The 18,294-nt window shown below is 72.0% G+C and carries 14 protein-coding genes and 1 tRNA gene; 10 read left to right on the top strand and 5 right to left on the bottom strand.

Annotated features, from left to right (window positions below):
• Positions 1-185: 185 nt before the first annotated feature.
• Complete coding sequence (locus B7R87_RS11735; protein ID WP_130585109.1) at positions 186-2,861, bottom strand: SUKH-4 family immunity protein; 2,676 nt, start codon at positions 2,859-2,861, stop codon at positions 186-188.
• 7 nt (positions 2,862-2,868) lie between these two features.
• Entirely contained in the window at positions 2,869-3,909 is a 1,041-nt protein-coding gene (locus B7R87_RS11740) for an SMI1/KNR4 family protein (RefSeq protein ID WP_040916029.1), read from the bottom strand.
• 295 nt (positions 3,910-4,204) lie between these two features.
• On the opposite strand from B7R87_RS11740, the gene B7R87_RS11745 reads away from it, so the two are divergent.
• Together B7R87_RS11745 and B7R87_RS11750 are read left to right on the top strand one after the other, a co-directional pair.
• Positions 4,205-4,720, top strand: coding sequence for a YwqJ-related putative deaminase (locus B7R87_RS11745; RefSeq protein WP_040916027.1), 516 nt, complete (start codon positions 4,205-4,207; stop codon positions 4,718-4,720).
• Between the two features lie 10 nt (positions 4,721-4,730).
• Positions 4,731-5,237 carry an SUKH-3 domain-containing protein gene (locus tag B7R87_RS11750; RefSeq protein WP_006348807.1) on the top strand — a complete coding sequence of 169 codons (507 nt, stop codon included), beginning with the start codon at positions 4,731-4,733 and terminating at the stop codon, positions 5,235-5,237.
• 582 nt (positions 5,238-5,819) lie between these two features.
• Here the strand turns inward: B7R87_RS11750 and B7R87_RS11755 are convergent.
• Positions 5,820-7,166, bottom strand: a complete 1,347-nt coding sequence (locus B7R87_RS11755) for a sensor histidine kinase (RefSeq protein ID WP_130585051.1) — start codon at positions 7,164-7,166, stop codon at positions 5,820-5,822.
• A 309-nt stretch (positions 7,167-7,475) separates the two neighbouring features.
• Here B7R87_RS11755 and B7R87_RS11760 point away from each other — a divergent pair.
• The 6 genes from B7R87_RS11760 (at position 7,476) to B7R87_RS11785 (ending at position 12,716) form a co-directional block, all read left to right on the top strand.
• A tRNA-Gln gene (locus tag B7R87_RS11760) sits at positions 7,476-7,546 on the top strand.
• Positions 7,547-7,853: 307 nt separating this feature from the next.
• Positions 7,854-9,302, top strand: coding sequence for a bifunctional UDP-N-acetylglucosamine diphosphorylase/glucosamine-1-phosphate N-acetyltransferase GlmU (gene glmU, locus B7R87_RS11765; RefSeq protein ID WP_006348805.1), 1,449 nt, complete (start codon positions 7,854-7,856; stop codon positions 9,300-9,302).
• 109 nt (positions 9,303-9,411) lie between these two features.
• Positions 9,412-10,389, top strand: a complete 978-nt coding sequence (locus tag B7R87_RS11770; protein ID WP_006348804.1) for a ribose-phosphate diphosphokinase — start codon at positions 9,412-9,414, stop codon at positions 10,387-10,389.
• Between the two features lie 370 nt (positions 10,390-10,759).
• The gene (locus B7R87_RS11775; protein ID WP_006348803.1) at positions 10,760-11,350 is read left to right on the top strand and encodes a 50S ribosomal protein L25/general stress protein Ctc; all 591 of its coding nucleotides are present in this window, start codon (positions 10,760-10,762) and stop codon (positions 11,348-11,350) included.
• A gap of 213 nt (positions 11,351-11,563) precedes the next feature.
• The gene (gene pth / locus B7R87_RS11780; RefSeq protein ID WP_006348802.1) at positions 11,564-12,175 is read left to right on the top strand and encodes an aminoacyl-tRNA hydrolase; all 612 of its coding nucleotides are present in this window, start codon (positions 11,564-11,566) and stop codon (positions 12,173-12,175) included.
• A 76-nt stretch (positions 12,176-12,251) separates the two neighbouring features.
• Positions 12,252-12,716, top strand: coding sequence for a hypothetical protein (locus tag B7R87_RS11785; RefSeq protein WP_006348801.1), 465 nt, complete (start codon positions 12,252-12,254; stop codon positions 12,714-12,716).
• Here B7R87_RS11785 and B7R87_RS11790 read toward each other — a convergent pair.
• Both B7R87_RS11790 and ppc read right to left on the bottom strand, forming a co-directional pair.
• The gene (locus tag B7R87_RS11790) at positions 12,703-13,302 is read right to left on the bottom strand and encodes a Uma2 family endonuclease (protein ID WP_040916022.1); all 600 of its coding nucleotides are present in this window, start codon (positions 13,300-13,302) and stop codon (positions 12,703-12,705) included. The genes B7R87_RS11785 and B7R87_RS11790 overlap by 14 nt on opposite strands.
• A gap of 123 nt (positions 13,303-13,425) precedes the next feature.
• Positions 13,426-16,167: a phosphoenolpyruvate carboxylase gene (gene ppc, locus B7R87_RS11795; protein ID WP_006348799.1), complete on the bottom strand. Its 2,742-nt coding sequence runs from the start codon at positions 16,165-16,167 to the stop codon at positions 13,426-13,428.
• A 239-nt stretch (positions 16,168-16,406) separates the two neighbouring features.
• Here ppc and B7R87_RS11800 point away from each other — a divergent pair, with 239 nt between their 5' ends.
• The gene (locus tag B7R87_RS11800; protein ID WP_006348798.1) at positions 16,407-17,462 is read left to right on the top strand and encodes an acyl-CoA desaturase; all 1,056 of its coding nucleotides are present in this window, start codon (positions 16,407-16,409) and stop codon (positions 17,460-17,462) included.
• Complete coding sequence (locus tag B7R87_RS11805) at positions 17,459-18,193, top strand: TetR/AcrR family transcriptional regulator (protein ID WP_130585052.1); 735 nt, start codon at positions 17,459-17,461, stop codon at positions 18,191-18,193. The genes B7R87_RS11800 and B7R87_RS11805 overlap by 4 nt, the downstream gene beginning before the upstream one ends.
• Positions 18,194-18,294: the final 101 nt, after the last annotated feature.

Genomic DNA, 18,294 nt, shown 5'->3' on the forward strand with positions numbered 1-18,294 from the left:
TCGTCTCCCGTGACCGATGACATGACGAACAGCACGAACAGTTCACATATCATCCGCGATACGGACTAAGTGGTCACATGACGACACTCGGAACGGCCGTCAAGGGGACCGAAAAGACGAACGGGGCGCCGGTTCCGGAGAACCGGCGCCCCGTTCAAGGCGCCTCGCAGAAAAACGTACGACCGCTACAGCAGGCCGTCCCACATCTGTTCCAGCAGGACCGACCACCAGCTCTCCGGCGAGGCCAGGGCCGCCGGGTCGAGGGCGGCCAGATACGCCTGGAAGTCGACGGTCCAGCGGCCCGCCTGCTCCGGGTTGAGCCCGTACCGCAGCCGCCACATCTGCCCCAGCAGGGCCATGCAGCGGACGAACTCCGGCAGTCCGGTGTTGACGAACTGCGGCGCGGTCGGCGCTCCGCCCGGACCGGCTTCGACCGGGACGGCCACGATGTTCGCCGTGCCGTACTGCACGCAGATCGCCCGGCCGAAGTCGCTGCCGACGACCAGGTACGAGTTGGCGTCCGGCGCGGCCTGCACCTGCCGCTGGGCGGCGAGTTCGGCCAGGGTGGGGATGACCGGCTGGGCGGGCTGGGCCCAGAAGAAGGGGTTGAAGTCCCCGGGCAGCCCGGCGTACACGAGGGTCGCGGCGACGACGTCCGGTACGCCCTGGCGGGAGACCGCCCGCTGGTCGAAGCGGAGGATGCCCTGCGGTCCGAAGGCGTTGAGCAGCTCGTGGGCGACGCCCTGCGGCGGCACCGGCGGCGCGGCCTGGACCTGCGGCAGCGGAACCCGGACCGGCGCGGGCCTGGCGGGCCCGTCGGCGACGTGGTGCAGCTCTCCCTGGTGGGTGATCAACTGCCGCATGCCGTCCTGCCGTCCGGCGTGGTCGCGGCCGTACGGGGCGATGCTGGTGATCCGCGCCTGCGGCCAGGTCTCCCGGATCATGCGGGCGCAGTAGCCGCCGGGCAGCTCGCAGGACTCCAGCTCGGTGTGGAGCCCGAGCACCTGGTTGGGCGGGACGTTCATGGCGCGCAGCTCGTGGAGGATCTGCCACTCCGGGTGGGGAGTGCCGGGGGCGCTGCGGCGGATGATCTGCGCCTCGGAGCCGTCGGGGGCGCGGTAGCGCAGGACGGCCTGGTAGCCGGGGCCGACAGTCGGCACGCCGGACGGCTGCTGGGGGTAGCCGTAGGCACCCGGTGCGGGCGCGCCCGGTGCCGGGGGCGGCGGGCCGGGGGGCGCGGGCGGACCGGCCATCGGGGGCCGTCCGGGCGCCGGGGGCGTACCGGGGGATCCCGGCGGCGGAGGCGTGGCACCGGAAGCTCCGGCGACACCAGGGGTGCCGGGAACACCGGGTGCGCCCGGGGGCGGTGGGGGCGCGCCGGGGCCGAGCGGGTTCGGCCCGGCGAGCATGGTCGCCGCGTGGTGGACCTCTCCCCCGGGCCCCGGGGGCGCGGGCGGAGGGCCGGGCGGCGGAGTCGGGTCGGGGGTCACCTGGGAGACGAGCTGGGTGGGGATGTATCCCCCCACCGACTGCCCGGACTGTCCCGGTTGGCCGGGCGGACCGGGGGGCGGCGGCGTCGTCGGAGTAGTCGGGGTAGCCGAAGGGCCGCCGGGGCGCCGCGGGGGCGCGGCCTTGGCGGTGGCGGCATCGGCGATATCGGCGGCGCCCGCCGCGGGACGTACCAGGGGAGTCGCCGGAGTCGGGGTGGCTCCCGGCAGCGGTCCGGGCGGTCCGGGCGGTCCCGGAGGTACGGGCGGGGGCGTGGCCGAAGCCGGGGTTTCCGCTACGGAGGGGGGTGAGGCGGGCGTGGCAGCGACGGGCTTCATCGCGCTCTCGACGGCTGTGGGCGGGAGTTGGCTGCCGCCCTCCATCAGCGCGGTCGGCAGCTCGGCGTCGGCCGCGTCCCCTTCGGGATCGGCGGGCGATTCGAGCACGGTCACGGGCAGCGGTACGGACCCGTCACCGGCCCCGGCGGCCGGACTGCCCTGGCTGGGCGTGGGCCAGGCACTCCCGGCGGTGTCCGCGGGGGTGTCCCCGGGGCGGGCGGACGGGGTGCTTCCGCCCCCTGGAGCACCAGCACCCGGAGCACCGGCACCCGGCACGGCGTCCGCAGGCCCGGCCCCCGTACCGGCACCGGCACCGGCGGGCACAGCACCCGGAACGGTGTCCTCCGGCGGCGATGCGTTCCCGGTTCCGGAGAGCGGTACGCGGCCCGGCGCGGAGTCGCCCGGCGCAGGCACGGCCCCGGCCACGCCCCCGGGACGGGGAGCGGACCCCGGCACCGCATCGGCGGGTACGGCTCCCGATGCACCCGGTACGGCGTCCTCGACGGCGCCCCGGGTGTCCGCGGCACCGGCGCCCGGCACGGCATCGGCAGGCGCAGGCCCCGGCACCGCGTCGGCGACAACGGGCACAGGACCGGGCGACGGGGCATCACCGGCCGTATCCCCGGCACCCCCGGCATCCGGCACAGCACCCGGCCCGGGAGCCGCGCGGTCCGCGGCCTCCTGGAGCCACTCCGGCGGGGTGATCAGGAACGACGTCTGGTTCAGGTCGATCCGCCGCGGGCGCTCGGGCGCGGCGGGCGGCGGTGCGTCGGCAGGGCCGCCGTACTCCTCCTCGTACCGCCGGATGACCTCACCGACCGGCAGTCCGGGCCAGAGCGTGGTCTCCCCGCCGGCCCGGGCGATGACCATCCGCTGGTTGCCGCCGCCCGAACGGACACCGCCCTCGCGGTCCTCCGCCCACACCACGAACCCCAGGTCGAACTCCCGTACCCGCACCTCGCGGTGCTGGTAGGCGGGGACATCGCCGTTGATCCACTCCTCGGCGCGCTCCTGCGCCTGCGCGAACGTCACCATCGCCGCGTCACTCCCCATCCGGTGCATCGGTCGCGGACACGGGCACGGCCCGGGCGAAGCCGCCGTCGACCATCAGGCCCGCCACGGTCTCCAGCTCGGGCGGACTGCCCGCGAGCCGCCCGAGGAAGGCGTCGAAATCGTCGCCGCAGGGCTGGAGCAGTCGCTCCACCCGCTGGTCGGCGGGCTCGCCGTCCCGGTCGCGGATATCGTCGTACGCGCAGAACCGGACCGAACCGGTCGCCGTGCCCCGTACCTTCAGGGCGAGCAGCCCGCCCTGGACGTAGGCGATGCCGAGGTAGTCCTTGGTGAGGTGGTCGCGCAGGCACTTGTTGACATAGACGAGATCGTCTCCGACGGCCGCGTCGCGGATCGTGAAGAACGGCTGGTCGACCAGGAGCCCCAGTTCGGGGTCGAGGGCCGGCCCCACGGGGGCGCAGCCGCCCGCGGCCTTCAGGAAGTCGCGGTAGGCCCCGGGAAGGCGGTAGCCGAGGTCCTCCTCGACGCCGAGGAGTTGCGGTTCGGCGACGGCGGTGCCCCGCCGGGGCAGGCGCAGATGGGCGGGGCGGGTCTCCTGGAGCGGGCGGGTGCCGCGCTTTCCGTGGTCGACGGCCGCGGTGGCGAGACCGCCGTGGTGCCGCAGCAGTGCCTTGACCTCGACCGGTATCAGCTCCATCCGGCGGCTGCCGCGGACGTGGTGCCAGGTCCAGCCGTGCGGGGTGGCGACGGGGGACAGGCCGTCCCAGAATTCGTGGCCGTCGGCGTGGAGGGCGGCGTTCGCCGATACGTAGTCCGTCAGGCGCAGCTCGTCGATGCCGAAGCCCTCGGGCGGTTCCGCGATCTCCGCGGCGGCGCGGGCGTACGGGGAGAAGTCCGGGTAGCCGTCGGCGTCCACGCGCACCCCCCGGGGATGGCGGGCGGCCCGGACCGGATCCGGGAAGTGCACGACCTGACCGGCGTAGGCCGCGTTCGGCGGCCCGGCGGGCAACTGGGCATCGGGGCCCGGGGACGGGGCCCCCGGCCCCTGCCGACCTGTCGTCCCTGTCGTCATGGGATATGCGCCCCCTGCTGGCTACTGACTGTCCGGGACAGCCTATGCGGTGGGGTCGGCGGCGTCGCCCGGCGCTTCCCGGCCGCTGCCGTACCGCTGCGCCGGTCCGCAGGGCGCTCCGCCGGGCCGCCGGGATCCGTGCCCGACCTCGTCGCAGATGCTCACCAAGTGTCACGACCGAGTGACCGAACGCCGACGGGAAAGCACGTTTCATCGCCCCAGCTTCCCCAGTAAGCACAGCATTTGGCAGGCTGTTACCTGCTCGGGGGGAGTGCACTGGAGGGACCACGGCACCATGCACACAGCGCAACCGTTTACACAGAGCAACACGGGTGATCCTCGTCTCAGCTGGAGCAGCGACGAGGGAACGCACACACCGGTGCTCGGTCACCGCCGCGACGGCATTCTGCCGACGGTCGCGGCGGCGCTCTCCGTTCGCGGTACGGTCCTCACCTCCACCGCCGCGAAGGCGGACCGCGCGCCGGTCCTGCACCCCCTCGTACAGGACTTCCTCGACACCCTCACCAGCAGCCAGCGGGAACGATTCACCGGACGCTGCGCCGAGGCCCTGCTGCTGTCCCGGCAGCTCACCGAGGCCGACGGGAAACGCTCCAGACGGTCCCAGCGCAAGCCCATGACGTACGGCGAGGCCAAACGCGCCCTGAAGAACGCCCGGCTGACGGCGCGCCGGATCCGCGAGGACGGCGACCCGCTGCACGGCAGCTACGCACCGCCGTGCCGGTCCTGTACGGCGATGCTCGACCACTTCGGCGTACGCGCCGTCGATCCCACCGCCCCCGAGAACGGCTGACCCTCCGCCCATGTCCGACAGACTGAGTACGACACGCTTCCCCGTCGGCGTCGACGCCGCGCTCCGGAACGCGGGCTGGCTGCCCGGCCGCTGGGACATCAAGCTGGCCGAACACTGGGCGGACACGCTGCGGGCGTACGAGTCGCCCGCGGGGCACCGGCACGCGGTGTTCCCGGCGGCGGTCGAGGCCTGGGCCGAATTCGGCGGGCTGCGGATCTCGGCCCCGGCGCCCGGCCGTCAGGTGGCGCCGCCGGATCTGCGGATGGACCCCCTGTACGGGCTCCACCTCGCCCGCACCCTCGGCGATCTGGGGCGCGCGCTGGACACGGAGCTGGCGCCGCTGGGCGCGGAGGGGGAGGACCAGGCGGTCCTCGCGGTGGATGTACGGGGGCGGGTGTACAGCGTGGACCACACGGGCGACTGGTACGTGGGGGCGAGCGTGGACGCGGCGCTCACCCATCTGCTCTCGGGCCGCGTCCCGGACCGGCTCGCCCCGGAGCACCGCGCGCCGGGGTAGCCGGGCCTGGAGCGCCTCCCGCCGCGGGGCAGCGGGACGCCCGAGGGGCCTGGAGGCGGCTCACCTGTTGCACCCAGGTGCGGATGGCCCAGGAAGCGCCGTGCCTGGCGGGGCTGTGCTCCGCGGCTGCGGGCCGGATGTGGCTTGTCGCGCAGTTCCTCCCCCTATGCCTTCGGCAATGGGGGGACCCCCAGCGCCCCGTTTTGCCCTTACCCGCCTTGAAGAGGTGCGGCCCCTGGGACTGGGTCCCGCCCTGCGGCGGGGATAAAACGGGGCCCTCGTGACTGTGGGCAAGTCGGGGTCACGTGGGAGGGGGGTGCAGGGTCGCCCCCGCAGTGGACCTGCGACAAGCACAGCTCGCCGGAGGGCAGTGCATCGCAGGCCGCGAGGAGGTGAGCCCGGAGGCCACCGACCCACCCGCACCCGGCAAGGCCGGTGACCTACACCACGGAGTGACGCGACCCGACCGCCGGAGAAACCCGCACCCCGGAGCCACGATGACTCCGGCTTCTTGAGCCCCGCCGGCGATTGAGGCGCAGGAGCAGCCCGCACCCCGCGGGCAACCGAGCCCCGGGCCCCGGGCTACCCCACAGCGGGAGGCGCAACCGTCGGGAGGACCGCCGAGACGCGGAAGCCTCCCGCGTCCGTCGTGCCCGAGACGAAGACGCCGCCCAGGCCGTGGACCCGTTCCCGCATGCCCACCAGGCCGTTGCCCCCGCTGGGGAGGTCCGCGCCGGGGGCGCCGCCGCCCGCCGCGTCCGGGGCGCCGTTCTCGACCTGCATGGCGACCTCCTCCTCCCGGTGCGCCAGCCGGACCAGGACCTTCGCCCCGGCCGCGTGCTTGTGGACGTTGGTCAGCGCCTCCTGCACCACGCGGTAGGCGGTCTGCTCGACCTCGGGGGCGTAGCCGCGGGCCTCGCCGTGGACCAGGTACTCGACGACCATCCCCGCCTGCCGGGACTGGCCCACGAGGCCCTCGACGTCCGCGATGCAGGGTCCGTCCGTGTCGCTGCCGGCCGCCGCCGCTGCCGCCGCGGCCGCCGCGACGCCCACCGCGGCCAGCGGTACCACCGCGCTCCGGGGCCGGTCGGCCTCGCCCGCCCGCAGCACCCCGAGCATCTCCCGCAGCTCGGTCAGCGCCTGGCGCCCCATGTCTCCGACGAGGGCGGCGTTCTTGACGGCCTTCGGGGGGTCCTTGAGCGCGACGGCCTGGAGGGCGGCGGCGTGGACGACCATGAGGCTGACCCGGTGGGCGACGACGTCGTGCATCTCGCGCGCGATCCGGGTGCGTTCTTCCGTACGCGCCCATTCGGCGCGCTCCTCCGCGCGGTCGGCGAGGAGGGACAGTTCGGCCTCCAGGCTGTCGGCACGCTCCCGGAGGCTCTCCATCAGCCGGCGCCGGGCGCCTATGTAGAGGCCGAAGAGGACGGGTGGCAGGGACAGGCCGACGGCGACGAAGGAGGACATGGCGGGGACGAACCAGGCGCCGGGGTCGCCGAAGTCCTCCGGCGCGTCCCGTACGTCCTGTGCCATCTGGACGTAGGCGACGATGAACATGGCGACCAGCGACATGCTCGTCAGCGTGGCCGTGATCCGCTTGGGGATCTCGGACGCGGCGAGGGTGTAGAGGCCGACGAGGGTCATCAGCCAGCCCATCTCGGCGGGCGTGATCGCGATGCCGACGAGTACGACGGCGATGGGCCACCGGCGCCGTACGACGAGCACGGATCCGGCCAGCACTCCGAACAGCACCCCGAGCGGCAGCGGGGCGCCCGCGCCGTTCGCGAATCTCGCGCCTTCGAAGGCGCACTCCACCGCGGATACCAGGGCGAGCCCCACGTCCAGCGCGGCGCTCCGCCGGCGTTCCCACCACCCCCGGACGCGGGGCTTCGTGCCCTCGGCGTCCCGGTGTGCCCCCGTTATGGTCATGCCGTCCACCCTACGGGCGGCGGGCGCCGAACACCCGGGGTGTTTTCCGCGATTCCCGGGGATACCGGGGCCCCCGGGCCGGTTCCGGCCGCCCGCCGCGACCGGGCGCGGGGAGCGGGTGCCGGAGCCCGGCGGGGCCGGTGCCTAGGGGCCGGAACCCGGTGCCGTCAAGGCCGGATCGGGGCGGGCTGCGGGACAGGCCGGGGATCGGGCGCCTTACACCGTCGCGGGGGAGGCTGCCCGTACGGCATAGTAGGGGCTGCCCAGGTGCTCCCCGGTCATGAGACCCGTATCACCTCGGGTTGGCGATCCCAGGTCGTCTAATGGCAGGACAAATGGTTTTGGTCCATTGAATGAGGGTTCGATTCCTTCCCTGGGAGCCGTAACCGCCGCGGGAGCCTCACGGCATCCGCAGGCAGGGGGCGCGGGCCCCGGCCGTGACGGCCGGGGCCCGCGTCCGTTTCCAGAGGTTCCGGAGCTTCCGAGGGTTCCGGGTTCCGGAAGCCCGTACCGGAACCGCTCCGAGCCACGCCCGGGAACGCGCTCGGGAACGCAGCCCGGACATTTCGCCACGGCGCGCACCGCCCGGCGGCTCTTGGGCGGATCTTGGGTTTCCCTGGTCATTTCGCTGGTCAGACGCCCCGGTATCCTTCGGATGTCCACCACCCGAAGCCGAAGGGCATACCCGTGAGCGCCAACCGCCCGGCAGCCGTCGTCGTCCTCGCAGCGGGTGAGGGCACCCGCATGAAGTCCAAGACCCCCAAGGTCCTCCATGACATCTGCGGGCGGTCCCTCGTGGGCCATGTCGTCACCGCGGCGCGCGAGCTGGACCCCGAGCACCTCGTCGTGGTCGTCGGCCACGCCGCGGAACAGGTCCGGGGCCATCTGACGGAACGGTACGCCGGTACCCGTACCGCCTTCCAGGCCGAGCAGAACGGCACCGGGCACGCGGTCCGGATCGCCCTCGAAGAGCTGGGGCAGTCCGTTTCGGGCACGGTCGTCGTGGTCTGCGGCGACACCCCGCTGCTCTCCGGCGAGACGCTGACCGCGCTGGCCGCGACCCACGCGGGCGACGGCAACGCGGTGACCGTGCTCACCGCCGAGGTCCCGGACTCCACGGGTTACGGCCGGATCGTGCGCGACAGCGCGTCCGGCGCCGTGACCGCGATCGTGGAGCACAAGGACGCCTCCGAGGACCAGCGGGCGATCCTGGAGATCAACTCCGGGGTGTTCGCCTTCGACGGGCAGCTGCTCGCGGACGCGCTGGGGAAGGTCCGTACGGACAACAGCCAGGGCGAGGAGTATCTGACCGACGTCCTCGGCATCCTGCGGGAGGCCGGGCACCGGGTCGGGGCGTGCGTCGCCGCCGACCACCGGGAGATCCTCGGCATCAACAACCGGGTCCAGCTCGCCGAAGCCCGCAGGCTGCTCAACGCACGGCTGCTGGAACGTGCGATGCTCGCCGGGGTGACGGTCGTCGACCCGGCGTCGGTCCAGGTCGATGCGACCGTCGTTTTCGAGCCGGACTCCATCGTCCACCCGGGCACCCAGCTGCTGGGGGCCACCCGTCTCGCCGAAGGCGCCGAGGTGGGGCCCAACACCCGGCTCACGGACACCGTCGTGGGCGCGGGCGCCCGGGTCGACAACGCGGTCGCGGACCGCGCGGAGATCGGAGACGGCGCCTCCGTGGGGCCGTTCGCCTATCTGCGTCCGGGCACCAGGCTCGGAATGAAGGCCAAGGCCGGTACCTATGTCGAGATGAAGAACGCCACGATCGGTGAGGGCACCAAGGTCCCCCATCTGTCGTATGTGGGCGATGCCACGATCGGTGATTTCACCAATATCGGCGCGGCCAGCGTCTTTGTGAACTACGACGGTGAGGCAAAGCACCACACCACGATCGGCTCCCACTGCAAGACCGGTTCGGACAATATGTTTGTGGCTCCTGTCACGGTCGGGGACGGCGCCTATACCGCGGCCGGCTCGGTGATCACCAAGGACGTGCCGGCCGGTTCGCTGGCCGTCGCACGGGGCCAGCAGCGGAATATCGAGGGCTGGGTGGCCCGCAAGCGGCCGGGGAGCGCCGCTGCGCAGGCTGCCGCGGCGGCGTCGGACAAGGCGCCCGTCGAGAACTGACCGGAAACGGGTGCGCCAAAGACGGCGTACCGTGATACGTGCACACATTCGGCTGGCTCGCGATTTCCCATGTCCGCGGCCAGAGAACACCCTCTGAGGAGACAGTGCTGTGACCGGGATCAAGACGACCGGCGAGAAGAAGCTCATGCTCTTCTCCGGCCGCGCCCACCCCGAGCTGGCCGAGGAAGTCGCGCATCAACTGGGTGTCAGCCTGGTTCCGACCAAGGCTTTCGACTTCGCGAACGGCGAGATCTACGTCCGCTTCCAGGAGTCCGCGCGCGGTGCCGACTGCTTTCTGATGCAGAGCCACACGGCTCCCATCAATAAGTGGATCATGGAACAGCTGATCATGATCGACGCTCTGAAGCGGGCCTCCGCCCGGAGCATCACCGTGATCGTGCCGTTCTACGGCTATGCCCGGCAGGACAAGAAGCACCGCGGCCGTGAGCCCATCTCGGCCCGTATGATCGCCGACCTGATGAAGACCGCGGGCGCCGACCGCATTCTCACGGTCGATCTGCACACCGACCAGATCCAGGGCTTCTTCGACGGCCCGGTGGACCACCTGTTCGCCCTGCCGGTGCTGGCGGACTACGTGGCCGCGAAGGTCGACCCGTCGAAGCTGACCGTGGTCTCCCCCGACGCCGGCCGGGTCCGGGTCGCGGACCGCTGGTGCGACCGGCTCGGCGCGCCGCTGGCCATCGTCCACAAGCGGCGCGACAAGGACGTCGCCAACCAGGTGACCGTCCACGAGGTCGTCGGCAACGTCGAGGGCCGGGTCTGCATCCTGGTCGACGACATGATCGACACCGGTGGCACGATCTGCGCCGCGGCCGACGCGCTCTTCGCCAACGGCGCGGAGGACGTCATCGTGACGGCGACGCACGGTGTGCTCTCCGGCCCGGCGGCGGACCGCCTGAAGAACTCCAAGGTCAGCGAGTTCGTCCTGACGAACACGCTGCCCACGCCGGGCGATCTGGAGCTGGACAAGATCACGGTGCTGTCGATGGCGCCGACGATCGCCCGCGCGGTACGCGAGGTCTTCGAGGACGGTTCCGTCACCAGCCTCTTCGAGGAGCAGGCCTAACTTTTAGGGCTCGGTTCGCCTCCGGGGGGCTTTAGTCGTCGTCTTCAGTCGATCGTGCTCGACCGCTCGTTCCTCGCGGCCTGCGCGCGTTCTCCTTCCAGACCACGACGCCCCCCTTCGGCTCACTCGCCATAGGTTCACCGGGGCTAGCCCTCGGGGTCGGGCGGGTCCGGGTCAGTGGATCAAGGGGCCGTGTTCTCCGTTTCGGGGAGCACGGTCCCTTCGCGTAGACTGCTGGGGTTGCTCGGCGAGGGAGGCCGTACCGGAAGCGGTACGGCGGTCCGTTATCGACGCGCTCTTCGCATCAGGCGTAGCAGGCCGTTCGCGGCCGGGTGACCATCCGTATCCGTCTGTTGTGCGAGGAGTGCACATGTCCGAGGTGAAGCTCGCCGCGAGCATCCGTACCGAGTTCGGCAAGGGCGCCGCCCGCCGCGTCCGCCGTGACAACCGGGTTCCCGGTGTCCTCTACGGCCACGGCACCGACCCGGTCCACCTGACCCTCCCGGGCCACGAGCTGCTGCTGGCGCTCCGTACCCCGAACGTCCTGCTCTCCCTCGACCTCGAGGGCAAGAACGAGCTGGCGATCCCGAAGGCCGTGCAGCGCGACCCGCTGAAGGGCCACCTGGAGCACGTCGACCTGCTGCTGGTCAAGCGCGGCGAGAAGGTCACGGTCGAGGTTCCGGTCACCGCCGAGGGTGAGCTGGCCGCGGGCGGCAACCTGCTGGAGCACGTGCTGAACACGCTCTCCGTCGAGGCCGAGGCCACCCACATCCCCGAGGCCTTCACGGTCTCCGTCGAGGGCCTGGAGGCCGGTGCCTCCGTCCTCGCCAAGGACATCGCGCTGCCGTCCGGCGTGACCCTGGCCATCGAGGGCGACACGGTCGTCCTCCAGGTCCTGGCCGCGCAGGCCGAGGAGCCCGCCGCCGAGACCGCCGAGGGCGAGGCGGCCGCGGAGGCGTAAGCACTCCCGGCGTCACTGCTTGTACGGTCGCCGCCCGCACCCCGCCGGGGAGCGGGCGGCGACCGCGTTTCCCGGCCCGGGCGCCCGATGCACCGCAGCCGGGCCCGCCGGGCCCGCGCCCACGCCGCCCGCCTCCGCTGTCCCCCGTGTTCCCGGACGCTCCGGATACGGCCCGCCCCGCCTCCCGCCACCCCCGACGGAGAGAATCACCCCATGACGACCACCGACGCGACGACCGGCACCAACGCCCCCTGGCTGATCGTGGGTCTCGGCAACCCCGGCCCCGGCTATGCCGCCAACCGCCACAACGTGGGCTTCATGGTCGCCGATCTGCTCGCCGACCGGATCGGCGGCTCCTTCAAGCGCGGCCAGAAGGCCCAGGCCCAGATCGTCGAAGGCCGGCTCGGCAGCCCCGGGCCCGGCAGCCGCCGGGTGGTGCTGGCGAAGCCGATGTCGTACATGAACCTGTCCGGCGGCCCGGTCACCGCACTCCGGGACTTCTACAAGATCCCGGTGGCGAACATCGTCGCCGTCCACGACGAGCTGGACATCGACTACGGCGTCCTGCGGCTGAAGATCGGCGGCGGGGACAACGGCCACAACGGCCTGAAGTCGATCACCAAGTCGCTGGGCCCCGAATACCACCGGGTGCGGTTCGGCATCGGCCGCCCCCCGGGCCGGATGCCGGTCGCCGACTTCGTTCTGAAGGACTTCTCGGGCGCCGAGCGCAAGGAGCTGGACTACTTCGTCGACCGGGCGGCCGACGCGGTGGAAGCCCTGGTCATCGAGGGTCTGGAGCGGGCGCAGAGCACGTACAACTCCTGACGGATCGTCAGAGCAGGGGGGTCCGCCGGGGACGACGGTTGACGCGGTGTGCCCCCATGGCCAAAGATCCGGGCTCATGCCGTCCGTGAACCGCGCGCTCCTGGGTGCCCTCCGAGCCGCCATGGGAGCCGTCGCCGTGCTGCTGCTGGTGGCCGGATTCCGGGCCTCCTGGGACTCCGCCCAGCATGTCGTCCTGGCCAAGGGCCGTGAGCACGGCACCCTGACCGTCGCCGACTGCGGCGAGGACACCTGTACGGGCCCCTATGCCCCGAAGGCCCCCGCACCGGCCAGGACCGGGCTGACCATCGAGAAGTCGATCGCGGTCGAGAAGGGCGCGGTGCTGAAGGTGGTCCTCAAGCCCGGTACGAAGGAACTCGTCCGCACCGGCCCGGCGGGCGCCCTCCACGCCTGGCTCCCGTTCGCGGGCGCGCTGCTCCTCGCGTCGATCGTCATCGCGGGCGGTTTGGCACTCCCCCGGGTGGCCGCGGCGACGGCCGCGACGGGGGCGGCGATCGCCGTGGCGACGTTCACTCTGCTGTAGGGCGGACCGGGGGGAGCGGAATCTCCAGGTCGATCGCAATCTCGTAAGGGACATCCAGTTTGAGCCGGTCGCGGTGCATTCCCGCGTGCACATAGCTCCTGGTGGTTTGATCCAGCTCGAATACATGGACCACCGGCTGCTCGTTCCCCGTCTGCTCCACCCGCCAGAAGTGCGGAATGCCGGCGGCAGCGTACTTGTGCGGCTTGGTGTCCCGGTCCCTCGACATCGACTCGGGTGAGACCACCTCGATCGCAAGAACGACGTCCGAAGCCTGGAAGCGCGATTGATTCATGGCCGTCAGAGCCTCGGCCCGGATCACAGAAACATCGGGCTCCGGTCCGTTGCGCCGGTCGATGATCACGGTCATCTCCCTGACGATCCAAAGATGCTCCGGCAGCGTGAGCTGGAGCCCGTTCTCCAAAAGCTTGATCACCGCATAGTGGAAGTAACGCTGCGGACTCACCAGAACCAGACTCCCGTCGATCAACTCCGTATGCGGCGGGAGGCCGGGCAGCGTCAGCAGATCATCCACGGTGTATCCGTCCAGGGGCGGCACAGGCCAGTGCTGCACGGGCTCAGCAGTCATCGTTCCTCCCATGGACGGGATCATGGCCTACCCCGTCCACGGTAGCCGGACACTTCCGGCTCCGTCCCCCCATCGGGTGGCGGAGCCGGAAGCGTCTTGACGGACCGTGGCCGGAGGCCGGTGTCAGCCGGTGTTGCGGAGGCCCGCGGCGACGCCGTTGACCGTCAGCAGCAGGGCGCGGGCGAGCAGCGGATCGGGGTCTTCGCCGCGGGCCGCGGCCTCGCGCTGGCGGGCGAGGAGGGAGACCTGGAGGTACGAGATCGGGTCCAGGTAGGCGTCGCGGATGGCGAAGGTCTGCTGGAGCACCGGGTGGGAGTCGAGGAGCCGCTCACCGCCGGTGATCCGGAGCACCTCGCGGACGGTCAGCTCGTGCTCGGCCTCGATGTCCCCGAAGACGTGCTTCAGCTCCTCGGGGACCAGGGTGTCGACGTAGTGGCGGGCGATCCGCAGGTCCGTCTTGGCGAGCGTCATCTCGACGTTGCCGAGGAAGTTGCGGAAGAAGTGCCACTTCTCGTACATCTCCTCCAGCACGGTGTCCAGACCGGCCTCGCGGAGCGCCTTGAGGCCCGAGCCGACTCCGTACCAGCCGGGGACGATCTGCCGGGACTGGGTCCAGCCGAAGACCCACGGGATGGCCCGCAGCCCGTCGAGCCCGGCCCCCGAGTCGGGGCGGCGGGAGGGGCGGGAGCCCAGGTGGAGGTCGGCGAGCTGGTCGACCGGGGTGGAGGCGAAGAAGTACGCGGGCAGGTCCGGGTCCTCGACGAGGCTGCGGTACGCCGCGTGGGCCGCGTCCGACACGGTGTCCATCGCCGCGTCCCAGCGGGCCAGGGACTCCACCGACTGGCGGGGGGCGGTGTGCAGCGCGGACGCCTGGAGGGTGGCGGCGACCGTCAGCTCCAGGTTCTCCCGGGCCAGCGACGGGATCAGGTACTTGTCGGAGATGACCTCGCCCTGCTCGGTCACCTTGATCTCGCCGTCCAGCGTGCCCCACGGCTGGGCGAGGATCGCGTCGGCGGTGGGGCCGCCGCCGCGGCCGACGGTGCCGCCGCGGCCGTGGAAGAGCCGGAGCCGTACCCCGTGCCGGTGGGCGACGTCGCGCAGCCGGCGCTGGGCCCGGTGGATCTCCCACTGGGAGGTGGTGATGCCGCCGAACTTCGACGAGTCGGAGTAGCCGAGCATGACCTCCTGCACATCGCCGCGGAGCGAGACCAGCCGGCGGTAGGAGGGGTCGGACAGCATCTCGTCGAGGATGACGTCGGCGGCGCGCAGCTCGTCCGTGGTCTCCAGCAGCGGCACGATGCCGATCTTCGCCCAGCCGCCGTGCAGGTCGAGCAGTCCGGCCTCGCGGGCCAGGACGGCGGCGGCGAAGACGTCGTCCGCGCCCTGGCACATGGAGATGATGTACGACTCGATGACCTCGGGCCCGAAGCGTTCGAACGCCTCGCGCACGGTGTGGAAGACCCCGAGCGTCTTCTGCCCCGCGGCGTCCAGCGGTGCCGGGGTGGGTGCCAGCGGGCGGCGCGAGCGCAGCTCCTTGGCGAGCAGCTTCTGCCGGTAGTCGCGCGGCATGTCCGCGTACCGCCAGGACTCCTCGCCGAGCCGGTCGAAGAGCTGGCCGAGGGCGTGGTGGTGGGCGTCGGCGTGCTCGCGGACGTCCATGGTGGCGAGCTGGAGCCCGAAGGCGGCCAGGGTGCGGATGGTGCGGTCCATCCGGCCGTCGGCGAAGAGCCCGCCGCGGTGGGCGCGGAGCGACGTCTGGATGAGGGTGAGATCGGCCAGCAGGCCCGCGGTGCCGAGGTAGTCGCGGCCGGGCTCGTGGGCGGTGCCCTTGGCGAGTCTGGTACGGGTGTTCTCCAGCTTCTGCTGGATGCAGGTGGCCTTGAGGCGGTACGGCTCCTCGGCGTTGAGCCGCTTGTAGCGGGGGCTGATCTCCGGCAGCAGCTCCAGATCGGTGTCCAGCGACGCGAGGAGTTCGTCGGTGGCCCCGGCGTAGCGGATGGAGTTGGAGAGCAGCCCGCGCAGCGAGTCGACGAGCGCGAGGGCGTCGGTGATGCCGTGCTCGTGCTGGAGGATCAGGACGTCACGGGTGACGGCGGGGGTGACGTTCGGGTTGCCGTCGCGGTCACCGCCGATCCAGGTGCCGAAGGTCAGCGGCCGGGTGCCGGCGGGCAGCTCGACGCCGACCCGCTCCAGTTCGGCGGCGAGGTCCTCCAGGACGTCCCCGACGGCGTTCGCGTGGAGTTCGTCGAGGTAGTAGATGGCGTTGCGGGCCTCGTCGGCGGGCTCGGGCCGGACCACCCGCAGTTCGTCGGTCTGCCAGACGAGGTCGATGTTCTCGGCGAGCCGCAGATCGCAGCGGCGCCGCTCGGCGGGCCCGCCGGACCCGGCCCCGTCGGCCTCCAGCAGCTGGGCGATCCGCCGGAGCTTGTTGAGCACCGAGCGCCGGGCGGCCTCGGTGGGGTGCGCGGTGAAGACGGGCCGGACGTTGAGGTTGCGGACGGTGGCCGCCAGATGGTCGGGGTCGGCGTCCTTGAGCCGGTCGGCGGTACGGGCCAGCAGCCCGCCCTCGGCGGCGCGCCGCTCGCGCATCTCCCGGCCGCGGTGCACCTGTTCGGTGACGTTGGCGAGGTGGAAGTAGGTGGAGAAGGCGCGGACCAGCTTGCCGGCGGTCGGCAGGTCGATATCGCCCAGGAGTGCTGCGGCCGCTTCCCCGTCGCTGCGGGTCAGGGCGCGTACGCGCTCGACGAGGTCCAGGAGGTCGGGTCCCTCCTGACGGACGATGGTCTCGCCCAGGAGGTCGCCCAGTCGGCGGATGTCGGCCCGGAGTTCTGCGCTGGCCGTGGGTGTCTGGTCGGCACTGCTCACAGGTGCTGCTCCTTGCGGTGTTTGAGCACGTCTGGAGGGGTTCTGGAGTCGGCGGACCGCGCTGTCCGGCAGCTCCCAGGATAGGTGTCCGCCGCCCCGGTGCCGCTAGGAGGGGCTCTTGCCCCCGGGCCGTGCGCTGCCATACTTACGTCGCCGTAGGTTACGCAGCCGTAGCTCGACCGGACGACGGCTCGACCGCGGACACACCGCTCACTCCTTCACCCCCCAGGGGACCCTTCATGACGACTAGCCCCGACCTGCTCGACGACGTCCCGGGCCCGGGCACCCCACCGGACGAGGAGCCCGGCGACGGCTCCGCCGCGGGGAGCGCCCCCGGCGGGGAGTCCGGCGCTCTGCCCTCCGCGACGCTGGGCGGTGACGAGAAGCGGACCCTCGAACAGATCGCCCTGATGCTCTTCATCGCCGTCCCCTTCCTGGCGCTGATCGCGGCGGTGCCGCTGGCCTGGGGCTGGGGGGTCAGCTGGCTGGACCTCGGGCTGCTGGTGTCGATGTACTTCATCGCCTGCCACGGCATCACCGTCGGCTACCACCGCTATTTCACCCACGGCTCCTTCAAGGCGAAGCGGCCGCTGCGGATCGCGCTCGCCGTCGCGGGTTCGCTGGCCGTGGAGGGTCCGGTGGTCCGCTGGGTCGCCGACCACCGCAAGCACCACAAGTTCTCGGACGCCGAGGGCGACCCGCACTCCCCGTGGCGGTACGGCGAGACCGTGCCCGCGCTGATGAAGGGCCTGTGGTGGGCCCATATCGGCTGGATGTTCGACGAGGAGCAGACCTCGCAGCACAAGTACGCCCCGGATCTCATCAAGGATCCGGCGATCCGCCGCGTCTCCCGCCACTTCGTCTTCTACACGCTGCTCTCCCTCTCCTTCCCGGCCGTGGTCGGCGGTCTGGTGACCTGGTCCTGGTGGGGTGCCTTCACCGGTTTCTTCTGGGGGTCGCTGGTCCGGGTCGCGCTGCTGCACCATGTCACCTGGTCCATCAACTCCATCTGCCACGCGGCCGGGAAGCGGCCGTTCCGATCACGTGATCGGTCGGGCAATGTGTGGTGGCTGGCGGTGCTGTCGTGCGGCGAGTCCTGGCACAACCTGCACCACGCGGATCAGACGTCGGCCCGCCACGGAGTGCTGCGCGGCCAGGTCGATTCCAGTGCGCGGGTGATCCGCTGGTTCGAACAGCTCGGCTGGGCGTACGACGTCCGCTGGCCCAGTGACGACCGGATCGCCGCCCGGCGGGCGACGTCCCCCGGGAACGCCGAGGCCGTCGACACGGCATGATGGACGACGTGGCGACCGAAGGCAGCAGTACCCATACCCAGATAGACGCAGCGAACGCGGCGGGCCCGGCGACTGCGGCGGGCGCCGCGAAGAGCCGGCCCTCGGCGCGGCGCGGGCGCCGGGTGCGGATGACCGGCGCCGAGCGCCGCGAGCAGTTGCTGGACATCGGTCGCACGCTCTTCGCCGAGAAGGGTTTCGAGGGCACGTCGGTGGAGGAGATCGCCGCGAACGCGGGGGTGTCCAAGCCGGTGGTGTACGAGCACTTCGGCGGCAAGGAGGGCCTGTACGCGGTGGTGGTCGACCGCGAGATGCGCCAGCTCCTCGACATGGTGACGGGCGCGCTGACCGCCGGGCATCCGCGGGAGCTGCTGGAGCAGGCGGCCTTCGCACTCCTCGACTACATCGAGACGTACACGGACGGTTTCCGGATCCTGGTCCGGGACTCGCCGGTCGCCCAGTCGACGGGCACCTTCGCCTCGCTGATCAGCGATATCGCCACGCAGGTCGAGGACATCCTGGGTCTGGAGTTCAAGCATCGCGGCTTCGATCCGAAGCTGGCGCCGCTCTACGCCCAGGCGCTGGTGGGGATGGTCGCCCTGACGGGTCAGTGGTGGGTGGACGCCCGGCGGCCCGAGAAGGCCGAGGTGGCGGCGCATCTGGTGAATCTGGCCTGGCACGGTCTCGACGGTCTGGAGCAGAAGCCCCGGCTGATGGGCCACCGCAAGAGCTGAGAGGGGCGGCGGGCCCTGCATGAGGCCGGCGTGGCGATCCCGTACCGCCCGGCCGGTCCCGCCCGGCCCTGTAGGGCGGTCGCGGGGGGGGCTCGGCCGGT

This window comes from Streptomyces tsukubensis (assembly GCF_003932715.1).
Classification (GTDB): domain Bacteria; phylum Actinomycetota; class Actinomycetes; order Streptomycetales; family Streptomycetaceae; genus Streptomyces; species Streptomyces tsukubensis.

Excerpts from the sequence above, each read along its gene's own strand:
- B7R87_RS11735 (WP_130585109.1), bottom strand. The coding sequence starts at position 2,861 with ATGGTGACGTTCGCGCAGGCGCAGGAGCGCGCCGAGGAGTGGATCAAC.
- B7R87_RS11740 (WP_040916029.1), bottom strand. The coding sequence starts at position 3,909 with ATGACGACAGGGACGACAGGTCGGCAGGGGCCGGGGGCCCCGTCCCCG.
- B7R87_RS11745 (WP_040916027.1), top strand. The coding sequence starts at position 4,205 with ATGCACACAGCGCAACCGTTTACACAGAGCAACACGGGTGATCCTCGT.
- B7R87_RS11750 (WP_006348807.1), top strand. The coding sequence starts at position 4,731 with ATGTCCGACAGACTGAGTACGACACGCTTCCCCGTCGGCGTCGACGCC.
- B7R87_RS11755 (WP_130585051.1), bottom strand. The coding sequence starts at position 7,166 with ATGACCATAACGGGGGCACACCGGGACGCCGAGGGCACGAAGCCCCGC.
- B7R87_RS11775 (WP_006348803.1), top strand. The coding sequence starts at position 10,760 with ATGTCCGAGGTGAAGCTCGCCGCGAGCATCCGTACCGAGTTCGGCAAG.
- pth (WP_006348802.1), top strand. The coding sequence starts at position 11,564 with ATGACGACCACCGACGCGACGACCGGCACCAACGCCCCCTGGCTGATC.
- B7R87_RS11785 (WP_006348801.1), top strand. The coding sequence starts at position 12,252 with ATGCCGTCCGTGAACCGCGCGCTCCTGGGTGCCCTCCGAGCCGCCATG.
- B7R87_RS11790 (WP_040916022.1), bottom strand. The coding sequence starts at position 13,302 with ATGACTGCTGAGCCCGTGCAGCACTGGCCTGTGCCGCCCCTGGACGGA.
- B7R87_RS11800 (WP_006348798.1), top strand. The coding sequence starts at position 16,407 with ATGACGACTAGCCCCGACCTGCTCGACGACGTCCCGGGCCCGGGCACC.
- B7R87_RS11805 (WP_130585052.1), top strand. The coding sequence starts at position 17,459 with ATGATGGACGACGTGGCGACCGAAGGCAGCAGTACCCATACCCAGATA.